The 12948-nt window shown below is 68.6% G+C and carries 15 protein-coding genes; 3 read left to right on the forward strand and 12 right to left on the reverse strand.

What is annotated here, in order from left to right; translation table 11 throughout:
• Nucleotides 1–57: 57 nt before the first annotated feature.
• Both greB and CRP50_RS22385 read left to right on the forward strand, forming a co-directional pair.
• On the forward strand, nt 58–585 hold the full coding sequence (gene greB, locus CRP50_RS22380; RefSeq protein ID WP_097281428.1) for a transcription elongation factor GreB: 528 nt from the start codon (nt 58–60) through the stop codon (nt 583–585).
• Between the two features lie 65 nt (nt 586–650).
• The gene (locus CRP50_RS22385; RefSeq protein WP_097281429.1) at nt 651–1694 is read left to right on the forward strand and encodes a histone deacetylase family protein; all 1044 of its coding nucleotides are present in this window, start codon (nt 651–653) and stop codon (nt 1692–1694) included.
• A 15-nt stretch (nt 1695–1709) separates the two neighbouring features.
• On the opposite strand, the gene CRP50_RS22390 is transcribed toward CRP50_RS22385, so the two are convergent.
• The 12 genes from CRP50_RS22390 to phnC form a co-directional block, all read right to left on the reverse strand.
• The gene (locus tag CRP50_RS22390; protein ID WP_097281430.1) at nt 1710–2318 is read right to left on the reverse strand and encodes a nitrogen fixation protein NifQ; all 609 of its coding nucleotides are present in this window, start codon (nt 2316–2318) and stop codon (nt 1710–1712) included.
• A 43-nt stretch (nt 2319–2361) separates the two neighbouring features.
• The gene (gene fdxB / locus CRP50_RS22395) at nt 2362–2658 is read right to left on the reverse strand and encodes a ferredoxin III, nif-specific (RefSeq protein ID WP_097281431.1); all 297 of its coding nucleotides are present in this window, start codon (nt 2656–2658) and stop codon (nt 2362–2364) included.
• A gap of 71 nt (nt 2659–2729) precedes the next feature.
• Nucleotides 2730–2936, reverse strand: coding sequence for a CCE_0567 family metalloprotein (locus CRP50_RS22400; RefSeq protein WP_097281432.1), 207 nt, complete (start codon nt 2934–2936; stop codon nt 2730–2732).
• 13 nt (nt 2937–2949) lie between these two features.
• Nucleotides 2950–3408 (reverse strand): NifX-associated nitrogen fixation protein, encoded by a 459-nt coding sequence (locus CRP50_RS22405; protein ID WP_097281433.1) that lies wholly within the window; start codon nt 3406–3408, stop codon nt 2950–2952.
• 5 nt (nt 3409–3413) lie between these two features.
• Nucleotides 3414–3905, reverse strand: coding sequence for a nitrogen fixation protein NifX (gene nifX / locus CRP50_RS22410; protein WP_097281434.1), 492 nt, complete (start codon nt 3903–3905; stop codon nt 3414–3416).
• On the reverse strand, nt 3877–5253 hold the full coding sequence (gene nifN, locus CRP50_RS22415; protein ID WP_097281435.1) for a nitrogenase iron-molybdenum cofactor biosynthesis protein NifN: 1377 nt from the start codon (nt 5251–5253) through the stop codon (nt 3877–3879). Before nifN ends, nifX begins: the two co-directional genes overlap by 29 nt.
• A 5-nt stretch (nt 5254–5258) precedes the next feature.
• Complete coding sequence (gene nifE, locus CRP50_RS22420) at nt 5259–6683, reverse strand: nitrogenase iron-molybdenum cofactor biosynthesis protein NifE (protein WP_097281436.1); 1425 nt, start codon at nt 6681–6683, stop codon at nt 5259–5261.
• Nucleotides 6684–6863: 180 nt separating this feature from the next.
• Entirely contained in the window at nt 6864–8531 is a 1668-nt protein-coding gene (locus tag CRP50_RS22425; protein ID WP_176525311.1) for a methyl-accepting chemotaxis protein, read from the reverse strand.
• Nucleotides 8532–8695: 164 nt separating this feature from the next.
• Nucleotides 8696–9325 (reverse strand): DapH/DapD/GlmU-related protein, encoded by a 630-nt coding sequence (locus CRP50_RS22430; RefSeq protein ID WP_097281438.1) that lies wholly within the window; start codon nt 9323–9325, stop codon nt 8696–8698.
• Nucleotides 9326–9330: 5 nt separating this feature from the next.
• Complete coding sequence (gene phnE, locus CRP50_RS22435) at nt 9331–10146, reverse strand: phosphonate ABC transporter, permease protein PhnE (RefSeq protein WP_097281439.1); 816 nt, start codon at nt 10144–10146, stop codon at nt 9331–9333.
• 77 nt (nt 10147–10223) lie between these two features.
• Entirely contained in the window at nt 10224–11237 is a 1014-nt protein-coding gene (phnD, locus tag CRP50_RS22440; RefSeq protein ID WP_097281440.1) for a phosphonate ABC transporter substrate-binding protein, read from the reverse strand.
• 82 nt (nt 11238–11319) lie between these two features.
• The gene (phnC, locus tag CRP50_RS22445) at nt 11320–12168 is read right to left on the reverse strand and encodes a phosphonate ABC transporter ATP-binding protein (protein WP_097281441.1); all 849 of its coding nucleotides are present in this window, start codon (nt 12166–12168) and stop codon (nt 11320–11322) included.
• A 179-nt stretch (nt 12169–12347) separates the two neighbouring features.
• On the opposite strand from phnC, the gene phnN reads away from it, so the two are divergent.
• Entirely contained in the window at nt 12348–12905 is a 558-nt protein-coding gene (gene phnN / locus CRP50_RS22450) for a phosphonate metabolism protein/1,5-bisphosphokinase (PRPP-forming) PhnN (protein ID WP_097281442.1), read from the forward strand.
• Nucleotides 12906–12948: the final 43 nt, after the last annotated feature.

The following is a 12948-nucleotide window of genomic DNA, read 5'->3' on the forward strand; positions in this document are numbered from 1 at the left end:
CCGCCCCCGTTTTGCGGCACTGAAGGCGGCCGTTCTTTCCCCACAGGAGCCGCCGCCATGGCCGACCGCGACGATGACGACGACGACGACATCCCCCTGCCCGCCGGCGGCAAGTTCTACATGACGCCCAAGGGCCACAAGACGCTGGTGGACGAACTCAACCACCTGTGGAAGGAGCGCCGGCCGGAGGTGGTGCGCGTGGTCGAGTGGGCGGCGAGCCTGGGCGACCGCAGCGAGAACGCCGACTACATCGAAGGCAAGCGCGAGCTGCGCCGCCTCGACAAGCGCATCCGCTTCCTGCGCAAGCGGCTCGACAATGCGCTGGTGGTCGACCCGTCGGCCCAGTCGGACCGCTCCCGCGTCTACTTCGGCGCCACCGTCACTTACGTGAACAGCCGCGACGAGGAACGCACGGTCACCATCGTCGGCGTCGACGAGGCGGACCTGAACGACGGCAAGATCAACTGGCTGTCGCCGGTCGCCCGCGCGCTCCTGAAGGCGGAGGTCGGCGACGAGGTGGAGGTGCGCACGCCCGGCGCCGTCGACGTGCTGGAGGTGTTGAAGATTTCCTATCCGAACGCTTGAGTTCGCCCCGGAAACCCGACACTCTCGAAGCCACCTGTCAAACAAATGAAACGGGGAGCTTCCACATGGACGTCGTGTATTCGGAGCTGCACGCCCTTCAGAACGGCGCCTACGAGCTGATCGGCGGTCAGCTGCAGCCGCCCGTGGAGAAGCCCGAACGGGCCGAGACCATCCGGGCGGCGGTGGAGGCGGCGGGCTTCGGGCCGCTGCTGTCGCCCGAGAGCTTCCCCGACGATACCATCACCCGCGTCCATACGCCGGAGTTCGTGGCCTTCCTGAGCACCGCCTGGGACCGCTGGGTGGAAGCGCACGGCCCCTACGACGCCCTGCCGCTCAACTGGCCGGTGCGCACCTTCCGCCAGAAGATCCCCGAGGCCATCGACGGCCTGCTGAGCTACTACTCGCTGGATGCCGGCACGCCCATCACCGCTGGCACCTGGAAGGCGGCGCGTACCGCCGTCGACGTGGCCCTCACCGGCGCCCGCCTGATCCAGGACGGCAAGCGCCACGCCTTCGCCCTGTGCCGCCCGCCCGGGCATCACGCCGCCGCCGACCTCTACGGTGGCTACTGCTTCCTCAACAACGCCGCCATCGCCGCCCAGTACCTGCGCGACAACGGCGCCGCCAAGGTGGCGGTGCTCGACGTCGACTACCACCACGGCAACGGCACCCAGGCGATCTTCTACGACCGCGCCGACGTGTTCTTCGCCTCCGTCCACGCCGACCCGCTTCAGGAATACCCCTTCTTCCTGGGCTACGCCGACGAGACCGGCACGGGCGCCGGCGAGGGCTGCAACGCCAACTATCCGCTGCGTTGGGGCACCGGCTGGGAGACGGGATACGCCGACGCCCTCGACGACGCCTGCCGCCGCATCCACGGCTGGGGCGCCGAGGCGGTGGTGGTGAGCCTCGGCGTCGATACCTTCGAGCAGGACCCCATCAGCCAGTTCAAGCTGACCACGCCCGACTACACCCGCATGGGCGAGCGCATCGCGCGGCTCGGCCTGCCGACCCTGTTCGTCATGGAAGGCGGCTACGACGTGGCGGCGCTCGGCGACAACGTGGTCAACACGCTCACCGGCTACCTCAACGCCTCCGTGGTGGCCTGAGCGGCATCCCCGCCCCTACTCCGCCGCCAGGCGTTGCGCCTCGGCGAGCGGGGTGAGCGGGTCGCCGGCCTCCGGGCCGAAACACACCGCGAAGTCGGTGCAGACCTCGCAGTTGGGCGCCTTGCAGAGAACGATGCCCTCGCGGCCGCAGAGCTGGCGGTAGAAGAACTTCTTCCACTTCATGTTCTGGGTGTTCTGCGCCGCCAGCGGGCCGAAGTGCCGTGTCAGCAGGGCCGACAGCTCGGTGCGGTCGCGCAGGCCGAGGTCCTGCCACAGGTGATTGGCGCCGAGGCTGCGGCGCGCTACCAGAACCGCCAGCCACGCCGCGGTGCGGCTGTTCGGGTCGCTGCGGTGGTCGAGCAGCAGTTGGACCAGGTCTTCCTCCTCCAGCGCCTCCTCGTCGGCGGCTGAGGCGCCGGGGGCATCGCGCAGCACATCCGTGCAGCCGGGGAAGAAGTGGTCGACCACATCGGTCAAGGTGTCCGGCGCGAGACCCGTGCCGTCGGCAAGGGTCCGCGCCGGATCACCACGACAGACGGTGAGCACGCAGGCGAAGACATGGCGGTCGACGTACTCCCCCAAGCCACCGCTCGCCATGAGCCTGTGATACACCGTCTGCGTCATGCGTCCCTCCTGTCGGGAAGGAAACTCGGATGCCGGCCGCCGGTCAGGCGGCGGCGGCGGCGTGCGTCTGGCAGTTGGCACCGCACACGGCGGCGCAGCTGTTGCAGCCGATGCACTTGCCGGAATTGGCGACGGTCATGACCTTGCGCTCGATCTCTTCGTCGTCGTCGAAGGGGTCGCACAGCTCGCCCTCGTCGTTGACGCCCTTCAGCTCCAGCACGCCCTGCGTACAGACCTTGAAGCAGCGGCCGCAGCCGATGCACGAGGCCATGTCGATGCTCTCGATGTACTTGGGCTCCCAGGGCGTCCCGTCGCGGGTCGCATAGGTCACGTTGGCCATAGTGTCACCCCTCTCGATGGCCCCGTTTTCGAGGCCGTTCGCAGTTCGCTCTCTCGCGGGCGCAGGCTCTCTCAGCCCGCCGCGGCCTCCAGCGCCTTCAACTTGGCCCGCGCGGCCATGAGGGCGGCGTGGGCGTCGTAGGTCGCCTGCGCCACCTCCGGGATCTTCTCCCAGTCGGTCGGCAGTTCTTCCGACAGGTCGTGCAGGTTCATCTTCGCCGTGGTGGCGCGGGCCGAGAGCTTCTTCAGCTCCGCCTTCAGGTCGTCGATCTCGGACATGCCGCCGTCTCCCTTACGCGTCCGCCACCTGCGGGTAGGTCTCGATCCACTTCACGGCGTCGGCCACCAGCTTCTCGCCGGCCTCGTTCAGCTTCTCGAAGGTCTCGAAGCCGAAGCGGTGGACGTCGCGCAGCGACTTCACCACGGCGACCAGGCGCCCGGTGGTCATGATGAGACGGCCGAAGCCCTCGTGGCTCATCTTCATCATGGGGCTGCACATGCGGCCCGTGCGGCGTTCCACCAGCAGGCCGACGGCGGCGTAGAACATCTCCACGCGCCACAGGATGTCGGGGTCCGGGTCGCCGATGATGGGGATCTCGCGGCGCTGTTCCTTGGTGACGATGAAGTCGGCCAGGAGCTGCGCGTCGTCCTTCTTCTCCCACGTGCCGTAGCTGTCGTGGGCGCGGATCTGGCGCACCAGTTCCTTCACGAAATCGCCGTCGAGGCCGGCCTCCAGAACGTCGGTGGTCATGTCCGTCAGTCCTCCATGAAGCTCATGTCGCGGTCTTCGGTCTGGGCCAGCGCCTTGCGCAGCCACGGCGGCGGGGCGCCGTTGAGCATGCCGACCATGCGGTCGAGCACCACGGTGATGGGCTCGGGCTGCGGCAGCTTGATGGGGTGCACCTTGGCCTGCACCACGCGCGCCGCCGCCGGGCCGCCGATGGCCTTGACGAACAGGATGGTGCAGCCGCCCAGCGCCGAGACCTTGCCGGCGATGCGGTCGTCGCCGTCCTCGGAATGCTTGCCTTCCTCGTTGCTCGTGTTGTCGAACTGCATGGCTTCGAGGAAGCGGTAGCCGTCCTTGGAGACTTCGTAGACGGCGATGTTGCGGGCGCTGGCGAAATGCGCGTCGCAGGTCTTCAGATCCTGGGTGGTGAAGGCGATCTTCATGGTGCCCCTCTTGCGCTCGGCGCCGGCGGCATCGGCCGGCGCAGGGTCCTCAACCAGCCGCAGCGTGCGAACCGCCATGGCGATCCTCCTGCCAGTCCTGCGGGCTGTGGGCGTGCTGGTTGTCGATGAAGGTGTTGGCGATGCCGCACATCAGGTCGCGGGTGCCGCGGTAGCCGATCAGCGTCTGGTGGCTCGCGCCGATGCGGTCGAACTGCGGGAAGCCGATGCGCACCAGCGGCACGCCCAGGCGCTCGCTCGCCTGACGGCCGTGGCTGTGGGTGACCAGCAGATCCGCCCCGGCGGTCGCCGCGCCCTCCTCCAGGTCCCACAGGTCGCCGACGACGATCTGCGCGCAAGGCAGCCGCTCCAGGTGCGGCGCCGCCACCGTGGTCACCACCGTCGCCAGCTCCGCCCCCAGGTCGGCGAACAGGCGCCCCACCGCCCACAGCAGGTCGGGTTCGGCGGCCAGCGCGATCTTCTTCTGGCCGAAGTGGAAGTGGCCGTCGAGCATGGCGTCCACCAGCTGGCTGCGCTGCCGGCGGTACTTGCGCGGCACCGGCTGGCCCGAGATGTCCGACAGCGCCACCATGAGGCGGTCCACTGCATCGAGCCCCGTCAGGCCGTCGAAGAAGCGCGTCGGCACGCCGGTGCGCGCCTCCAGCCGTTCGGCGGAGATGCGCATGTGCTCGCCGATGGCGATGGTGGCGACGGACCGGTGCATGCGGCCCATGTCGGCGAGCGTGGTGCCGCCGTAGGTGGTCGGCACGTACTGCCCCGGCAGGTGGCCGTCGAGCGAGCCGGCGAGGTCGGGCAGCACGATGGCCTCGAGCCCGAAGGCTTCGACGATCTCGCGCAGTTCCTCGACGTCGCCCGGCGTCATGTGGCAGCCGGCCAGGATGTTCACCTGCCGCAGGGCGCGGGTGCCGTCGGCGGCCGGCACGAAGGCGTCGATGATCGCCGCCACGGCCTTGCCCCAGCCTTCCTGCATGCCGCCGGCGAAGTCGGGCGTCGCGGCGAAGACCAGTTCACAGCCGGCCAGCGCTTCGGCGTTGCGGGCCTTGATGACGCGGATGTCGGCGCCGGTGTCCTCGCCGCGGGTTTCGGTCAGGCCGGTGGAGCAGATGCCGATGATCTTCGGCTTGGCCCGCTTGGAGATGTTGAGGACCGCCTGCTCCACGTTGTCCATGCCGCCGAGGATGGTGGTCACCTCGTTCATGGCGGTGGTCTGGAACGGGATGGCTTCCTTGAAGTGGCGCACCAGCAGCACGAGCCCGAAGGCGGTGCAGCCCTGGCTGCCGTGGAACAGCGGCAGGCAGCCGTCCAGCCCCAGGTAGGCCATGGCGGCCCCGAGTGGCGCCGACATCTTGAGCGGGTTGGTGGACGCCGACTTGCGGGCGACGACGAACTTGTCCGAGTGCTTCTGCATGGCCGTCAGCCCTCCTCGCCCTGGACGGCCGTGCCGTGCACCACGCCGTCGGCATCCCACGGCGCATCCTTCTGGATGAGCGCCCACATGGGGTTGTTGATCGCCTTGTCGAGCTGGCGCACCAGTTCCACCATGCCGATGTAGCCGGCGTAGGCGTAGTGGCGCTCCTGGTTGATGTCGAGCCAGGGCCGGCGGGCCTTCAGCGCGATGAACTGGGTGCGGCCGCCCGACAGCATGATGTCGGCCTCGCCGTCTTCCAGCATGCGGTACATTTCCGGCGCCGGGATCTGGCCGACCAGGGCGCTCTCGTCGCCGTCCATGAGGTCGAGGGCGCGGGCCTTGTCGTTGACGGTGGCCTTGCGCACGCTGGTGCGCACCACCTCCATCCCCACCTCGTGCAGGGCGGAGATCACCGACCAGCTCTTGTGGCCGCCGGTATAGAGCAGCACCTTGCGGCCCTCCAGGCGCGGCCGGAAAGCGCGGATGGCGGCCCAGGCCTTCTCTTCCTCCTCGGCGATCAGCGCCTCGGTGCGGTCGACCAGGTCGGCCGGCGCGCCGCGCTCGACCAGCATCTTCGCCATGGTGCGCAGGACGTCGGAGGTGTCCTCGATGCCGTAGAAGCTGCCCTCGAAGTAGGGGATGCCCCAGCGCTCCTGCATCTTGCGGCCGACGTTGATCATGGCCTGGGAGCACACCATCATGTTCACCCGCGCCCGGTGCGCCGACGCCACGTCGCGGAACTTGGCGTCGCCGGTGATGCAGGCGCGCAGGCGGATGCCGAGCTTTTCCAGCAGCGGCTTCACCTGCCACAGCTCGCCCGACAGGTTGTACTCGCCGATGATGTTGACGTCGGTCGGGCCGGCGTCGTCGGGTTCCACCGTGCCGATGACGTAGTCGAGCAGCGCCTCGCCGCCCAGCTTGTTGCCGAGGTTCTTGGAGCCGACGAAGCCCGGCGCGTTGACCGGCACCACCGGACGGCCGAACTTCTCGGTCGCCGCCTCGCAGACCTTTTCGATGTCGTCGCCGATGAGGGCCGGGACGCAGGTCTGGTAGACGAACACCGCCGGCGGGTCGCGGTCGGCGATGACGTCGCGGATGGCCTTCCACAGCTTCTTCTCGCCGCCGTAGACGACGTCGAGTTCGCCCATGTCGGTGGTGAAGCCCATGCGGTAGAGCTGCGATCCCGACGAGGCGGCATGGCGGTTGTCCCACGCATTGCCGAGGCAGGCGATGGGGCCGTGGACCAGATGCACGACGTCGGTGATGGGCTGCAGCGCGATCAGCGCGCCGTCATAGGCGCAGCCGCCGGCGGCGGCGCCGGGCGTGAGGCCCTTGGTCGCGCAGCCCTTCTTGCGGTCGCTGGCGCTTTTGGCCTGGTTCTTTTCGCAGCCGGGCTCGTTGAAGAGCTCCTGCACTTTCTCTTTCAGCATGGCTCGTCCTCCGGGCGGGGAGTGGTCCCGAGGTGGTGCCCGGAGGATAAGCAACCGCCATGCCAGACGGTTTATGCTGGATAATCAACAGCCTGACGTGGCGGCCGAGTGTCGCGTCCCCGCCAATTGTCGCATGTCGGACACCGACAGGCCGACACGACGGGGACGCGACGGGCGTCGTCAGGCGGCCTGGATGCGGGCCAGGAAGGTCTCGACGGACTCGCCCAGCGCACGCGCCTGGCGCTTCAGCGTGTCGGCGCGGGCGTCGACGTCGCGAGAGGCCTGGCTGGTGAGTTCCGCCGCCGACGACACGCCGGCGATGCTGCGGCTGACGTCGGCCACGCCGTGGGACGCCTGCTGGATGTTGCGGGCGATGTCGGCGGTCGCCGCGTGCTGCTCCTCCACCGCCGAGGAAATGCCGGCGGAGATGGTGTTCATGTCCTCGATGGTGGCGGCGATGCGCGCCATGGCGTCCACCGCCTCGGCCGTCTCGCGCTGGATGCCGGCGATCTGGGTGGCGATCTCTTCCGTCGCGCGGGCCGTCTGCGTCGCGAGCGACTTCACCTCGTTGGCGACCACCGCGAAGCCCTTTCCGGCCTCGCCGGCGCGGGCGGCCTCGATGGTGGCGTTGAGGGCCAGCAGGTTGGTCTGCGACGCCACGTCGGTGATGAGCTGCACGATCTGGCCGATGCGGTCGGCGGCGGTGGCGAGGCCGCTGATGGTGGCGTTGGTCGCCTCGGCCTGCTGCACGGCGCGGGCGGCGATTTCCGACGAGGTCTGCACCTGGCGGCCGATTTCCGACACCGACGCCGACAGCTCCTCGGTGGCCGCCGCTACGGAGTCCACGTTGGACGAGGCCTGCCCCGACGCCGCCGCCACCTCGGCCGACTGGCCGGTGGTCTGCGACGCGGCCGACGACAGGGTACCGGCCGTCTCCGACAGGTGATGGGCGGCGGCGTCCACGTCCGTCACCAGGGCGATGACCGTCTTCTCGAACTCGGTGGTCAGGGCGTCGATGCGGGCGGTGCGCTCGGCCTTGCGGCGGTCTTCTTCCCGTTCGCGCATCAGGGCGGCGTCGCGCTCGATGGCGTTCTCCTTGAACACCTCCAGGGCGCGGGCGAAGGCGCCCAGTTCGGTCTTCAGCTGCGTGCCCTCGATGACGACCGACGTGTCGCCCTTGGCGAGGCGCTGCATGTCCTCGGTCAGCACCGCCAGCGGGCGCACGATGGAGCGGCGCAGCACCAGCGAGGCGACGACGGCCAGCCCGAGCAGCACGGCGACCACGCCGGCCAGCAGCCACGCCTGGTTCCAGAAGGCGGTATCGATATCGTCGATGTAGACGCCCGTGGCGGCGAACAGCTTCGTTCCCGGCACCGGCTGCACATAGGCCATCTTGGGCGACGGTTTCTCGGTGCCGGGCTTCGGGAACCAGTAGGTCACGGTGCCGCCGCCCGTCTTCGCCTTCTCCACCATCTCGGCGACGTAGAGCTTGCCGGTGGTGTCGGCGATGCCGCTGCGGTCCTTGCCGAGCAGGGACTGGTTGTGCGGATGCATGCGCATGACGGCGTCGTAGCCGTAGAGGAAGAAATACTCGTTGTCGCCGAACCGGGCGCCCTTCAGGGCTTCCGAGAAGGCGGCCTCGTCCAGGGTGCCATCGGCGCCCGTCGCGCCGGCGAGGGCGGCGGAGACGGTGGAGGCGACCACGCCCCGCAGCATCTCCTCGCGTTCCGACAGCATCACCGACTTGATCATCACGAGGCCGATGGCCGACGCGGCGAGCACGCCGACGGCCGTCACGATCACCGTCAGCCACAGACGGCGAGCGATCGACAGTTTCTCGAGCAGCATTGTTCTTGGTCTTCGTCCTGGGGAAACACAGCGCGGGCGCGAGCACCGCATGCATCACGACCGCAGGCCGCTGCTCTACCTCCAAAGGCTGAGAAACGAAAGTCTATACAGACGGTCGGCTATTCTCTTGCACCATTGATATACTTTTTCCCGGCAACCGCCTCTCACCCGTACTTCCGGATGAATCCCTCCACGCCCAGGGTGCGGAAATCCGGCAGGGCTTCGGTCAGGCGGTCATGGTCCCAGTCCCACCAGGCGATGCGCTTCAGGGCCATCTGGATCTCGAAGGAAAAGCGCTCGCGCAGCGGCTTGGCGGGCACGCCGCCGACGATGGCGTAGTCGGGCACGTCCTTGGTCACCACGGCCCCTGCCCCGATGACGGCGCCGGTGCCGACGGTGAGGCCGCCCATGATGGTGGCGCCGTGGCCGATCCACACGTCGTGGCCGATCACCAGCCGCTTGGCGCGCCGTCCGTCGAAAAAGGCGTCGTCGTCGGGGCCCATGCCGTACATGGCGCTGCGGTACTGGAAGTGGTGCAGGCACGGCCGGTCCATGGGGTGCTGGCCGGGGTTGAGCCGCACCGCCGCAGCGATGTTCACGAACTTGCCGACGGTCGTGTAGGCGACGTCGCCGTCCTCTCCGATGTAGCTGTAGTCACCGAAGCCGCTCTCGACGATGCGGGTGCGGGCGCCGACCTCGCAATAGCGGCCGAACACGGTGTCGCGCAGCTCGGCGGAGGGGTGCAGGAAGGGCTCCTGCCCGAGGGTCTTCGGGATGGTCTCGTGGTGCATCATGATGGTCAGATGAACAGCTTGCGCAGGCGCTGCGACGCCACGTCGAGCAGCGAGACGGAGGCGATGATGATGAGCATCACGGCGGCGGTCTCGGCGTAATAGAAGCCGCGGATGTATTCCCACAGCACCTGCCCGATGCCGCCCGCCCCGACGATGCCGAGCACGGTGGCCGAGCGCACGTTGCTCTCGAAGCGGTAGAGGCTGTAGCTGATCCACAGCGGGATCACCTGCGGGATGACGCCGAACACCACCTCCTGCAGCCAGCCGGCGCCGGTGGCGCGAATGCCCTCCACCGGGCGCGGATCCACTGCCTCCACGGCTTCCGAGAACAGCTTGGCGAGGATGCCGGTGGTGTGGATGAACAGCGCCAGCACGCCGGCGAAGGGCCCGAGGCCGACCGCCACCACGAACAGCATGGCGAAGACCATCTCGTTGATGGCGCGGAAGGCGTCCATCAGGCGGCGCACCGGCTGGTAGATCCACCAGGGCACCATGTTTTCCGACGACAGGATGCCGAAGGGAATGGACAGCGCGATGGACAGGGCCGTGCCCCACACGGCGATCTGCACCGTGATGACCATCTCCTCCAGGTACATCTTCCACTCGCTGAAATCCGGCGGGAAGAAGCCCGAGCTGAAGCGCACCATGTTCGGCCAGTATTCCACCAGGGCGGCCGGGCGCATGTCGGCGCCTTCCCACGACCACACCAGCAGACCGAGCAGGATGGCCCAGCCGAGGTAATAGCCGAGGGACTGCTTGAGGGCGCGACGCGGCGGCTCGAGGCTCTGGAGGGAGCGGCGGGCGGCGGTGGAGGCGGTCATGGATCGGGGCTCCGGGGTGCGGGAAAGGAAACGGCGCCGCTCCCCGCCGGGGAGGCGGCGCCGTCGTCAGGTGTGGATCAGGAGGCGGTCTTCGGCTGCTTGGCCGCTTCGGCCTTCAGATCCTCGAGCTGCTTGTCGATCTCGGCGATCTTCTGCTTCTTCTCATCGGCGCTCAGGCCCTCGGCCGCTTCCACCTTGGCGCGGTTCTTGAACAGCTCCAGCTGGCGGATGGGGATCAGCTGGGCGTTGGACGACGGCTGGAACGGCGCCCAGCCGAGGTCGGACAGCACCTTGCGGCTGGCGTCGAGTTCTTCCGACGAGCCGATGCGGCCGTAGGACATGAAGAAGCTCATCAGCTCGGCCTTGGCCATCTGCGGCAGTTCCTGGCGCCACACGATGGGGTCGGACGGGATCAGCGGCGAGCGCCAGATCACCTTCACGTCCTTGGCCATTTCCGGATGCGTCACCTGCATGCGGCGCAGGTTTTCCGTGTTGTTGGTGGCCAGGTCGACCTGCTTGGTGGCGGCGGCGACCAGGTTGGTCTCGTGGTTGGCGTTGCGCACGGCCGCGAAGCAGTCCTTCGGGTCCTTGCCGTTCTGGGCGAAGACGTAATAGGACGGCACCAGGAAGCCGGAGGTGGAGTTGGGGTCGCCATAGCCGAAGTCGAGCGACTTGTCGCACTTCAGCACGTCGTCCAGGCTGTTCAGCGGGCTGTCCTTGTGGGTCACCAGCAGCGACCAGTAGCCGGGGTTGCCCTCGACATCGACGGTCTGGGCGAAGATCTCGCCGCCGGCGCGGTCCACCGCCTCCATGGCCGACTTGTTGCCGTACCACGCCACGTCCACCTTGCCGAAGCGCATGCCTTCGATGATGCCGGCGTAGTCCGGCGCGAAGAAGGCGTTGATCTTCATGCCGGTCGCCTTTTCCATGTCGGCGAGGAACGGCGTCCAGGTCTGCTTCAGGTTCTGCGTCGATTCCGTCGAGATGATGCCGAAGTTCAGCTCCTTCGGCATGTCGGCGGCGATGGCGGCGCCGCCGGTCAGGGTGACGGCCGCGACCGAGGCGGCGGCGAGGATGTTGCGGAACTGCATGGGGTTGGTGCTCCCGTACCTGATGGATTGGCGATGCAGGGTCGTTTTGTGGTCGTCGGAGCGCCGGGCGGCCGGCGATCCGTCACATCCCGGCGGCGAAGGCCGGCCGGGCGAGGCTGTCGGCGACCTCGAGGTCCCGCTCGGGACGGGCGTCGATGAGCAGCTCCTCGCTGTCGGCGCCGTAGAGGTCGGTCAGGAAAGCCGGGGTCAGCGCCGTCGAGACGCCGTCGTAAACCACTTGGCCGCCGCGCATGGCGACCGTGCGCGGGCAGTACTTGGCGGCGTAGTTCACCTGGTGCAGCGACACCACCACGGTGATGCCGTCCTCGCGGTTGATGGTGGCCAGCGCCTCCATCACCGTATTGGCCGAGGCCGGATCGAGCGAGGCGATGGGCTCGTCGGCCAGGATCACCCGCGCCTTCTGCATCAGCGTGCGGGCGATGGCGACGCGCTGCTGCTGGCCGCCCGACAAGGTGGAGGCGCGCTGGGCGGCGTAGTCCGCCATGCCGACGCGGGCCAGCGCCCGCATGGCGTCGCGCTTCTCGTCCTCGGTGAACATGCCGAGCGTGCCGCGCCAGCCCGGGATGCGGCCGAGGCAGCCGAGCAGCACGTTGGTCAGCACGCTCAGGCGGCCGACGAGATTGAACTGCTGGAACACCATGCCGACGTCGGCGCGGATGCGGCGGGCATCGCGGGCGAGGCGGCCGGCGGCCTGCATGGGGCGGCCGAGGATCTCGACGCGGGCGGCGCCGCCGTTGCGGTCGGCGATGGTCAGGCCCGACAAGTGGCGCAGCAGGGTGGACTTGCCCGACCCCGATGCACCGATCAGGGCAACCATCTCGCCCTCGCCCACGGTCATGGCGATGTCGGCGAGGGCGCGGTGACCGCGCTGGAACGATTTGCTGAGCTGGGAAACGGCAATGGCCGGCACAGCGCCATCCTTTTTCTGGTGGGCTCTGGCCGAAGGATATACCCGCCGATCCGCGACTCTTTCGCGACCGGAGGATGAAAGTTCAGTGAAAGCACAGTCTCACGAACATAAGTCCTTAGACGTCTAAACCGCTTCGTCTAGCTTGTCCACAAGAAAGGTATCGGTGTAATAGTTCGCTCATGACTATAGGCCGCCTCGTCTATGTCCTCGGTCCTTCGGGCGCCGGCAAGGACACGCTCATCGACATCGCCCGCCGCGCGCTCGACGGCGGCGCGCCCGTCGTCTTCGCCCATCGCTACATCACGCGCAGCGCCGATGCGGGCGGCGAGGTGCATGTGCCGCTGAGCCCGGCGGAGTTCGCTTTGCGCGAAAGCCGGGGCCTGTTCGCCCTGTCATGGCATAGCCACGGCTTGGCCTACGGCATTGGGCGGGAGATCGACCTGTGGCTGGCGGCGGGGCTGACGGTGGTGGTCAACGGCTCGCGCGGGTACCTGCCGCAGGCGGCGGAGCGCTACCCCGACCTGGTGCCGGTGGTGATCCGCGTCGATCTGCCGGAACTGCGTCGCCGCCTGATCGCCCGCGGCCGCGAGACGGCGGCGGAGATCGAGGAACGGCTGGCGCGCGCCGCCGCCTTCACGGTGGAGCACCCCAACCGCGTCACCCTGGACAACTCGGCGGCGCCGGCCGAGGGCGGGGCGCGCCTGACGGCGCTGCTGCGCACCCTGGCGGACGCCTGACCGGCCCCTTTCCTTCGGCCAGGGCGGCGCTCTGGCCTTTCGG

Source organism: Caenispirillum bisanense, assembly GCF_900230255.1.
In the GTDB taxonomy this organism is placed as follows: Bacteria; Pseudomonadota; Alphaproteobacteria; order Rhodospirillales; family Rhodospirillaceae; genus Caenispirillum; species Caenispirillum bisanense_A.

Coding starts and splice junctions, on each gene's coding strand:
- greB (WP_097281428.1), top strand. CDS start 58: ATGGCCGACCGCGACGATGACGACGACGACGACATCCCCCTGCCCGCC.
- CRP50_RS22385 (WP_097281429.1), top strand. CDS start 651: ATGGACGTCGTGTATTCGGAGCTGCACGCCCTTCAGAACGGCGCCTAC.
- CRP50_RS22390 (WP_097281430.1), bottom strand. CDS start 2,318: ATGACGCAGACGGTGTATCACAGGCTCATGGCGAGCGGTGGCTTGGGG.
- fdxB (WP_097281431.1), bottom strand. CDS start 2,658: ATGGCCAACGTGACCTATGCGACCCGCGACGGGACGCCCTGGGAGCCC.
- CRP50_RS22400 (WP_097281432.1), bottom strand. CDS start 2,936: ATGTCCGAGATCGACGACCTGAAGGCGGAGCTGAAGAAGCTCTCGGCC.
- CRP50_RS22405 (WP_097281433.1), bottom strand. CDS start 3,408: ATGACCACCGACGTTCTGGAGGCCGGCCTCGACGGCGATTTCGTGAAG.
- nifX (WP_097281434.1), bottom strand. CDS start 3,905: ATGGCGGTTCGCACGCTGCGGCTGGTTGAGGACCCTGCGCCGGCCGAT.
- nifN (WP_097281435.1), bottom strand. CDS start 5,253: ATGCAGAAGCACTCGGACAAGTTCGTCGTCGCCCGCAAGTCGGCGTCC.
- nifE (WP_097281436.1), bottom strand. CDS start 6,683: ATGCTGAAAGAGAAAGTGCAGGAGCTCTTCAACGAGCCCGGCTGCGAA.
- CRP50_RS22425 (WP_176525311.1), bottom strand. CDS start 8,531: ATGCTGCTCGAGAAACTGTCGATCGCTCGCCGTCTGTGGCTGACGGTG.
- CRP50_RS22430 (WP_097281438.1), bottom strand. CDS start 9,325: ATGATGCACCACGAGACCATCCCGAAGACCCTCGGGCAGGAGCCCTTC.
- phnE (WP_097281439.1), bottom strand. CDS start 10,146: ATGACCGCCTCCACCGCCGCCCGCCGCTCCCTCCAGAGCCTCGAGCCG.
- phnD (WP_097281440.1), bottom strand. CDS start 11,237: ATGCAGTTCCGCAACATCCTCGCCGCCGCCTCGGTCGCGGCCGTCACC.
- phnN (WP_097281442.1), top strand. CDS start 12,348: ATGACTATAGGCCGCCTCGTCTATGTCCTCGGTCCTTCGGGCGCCGGC.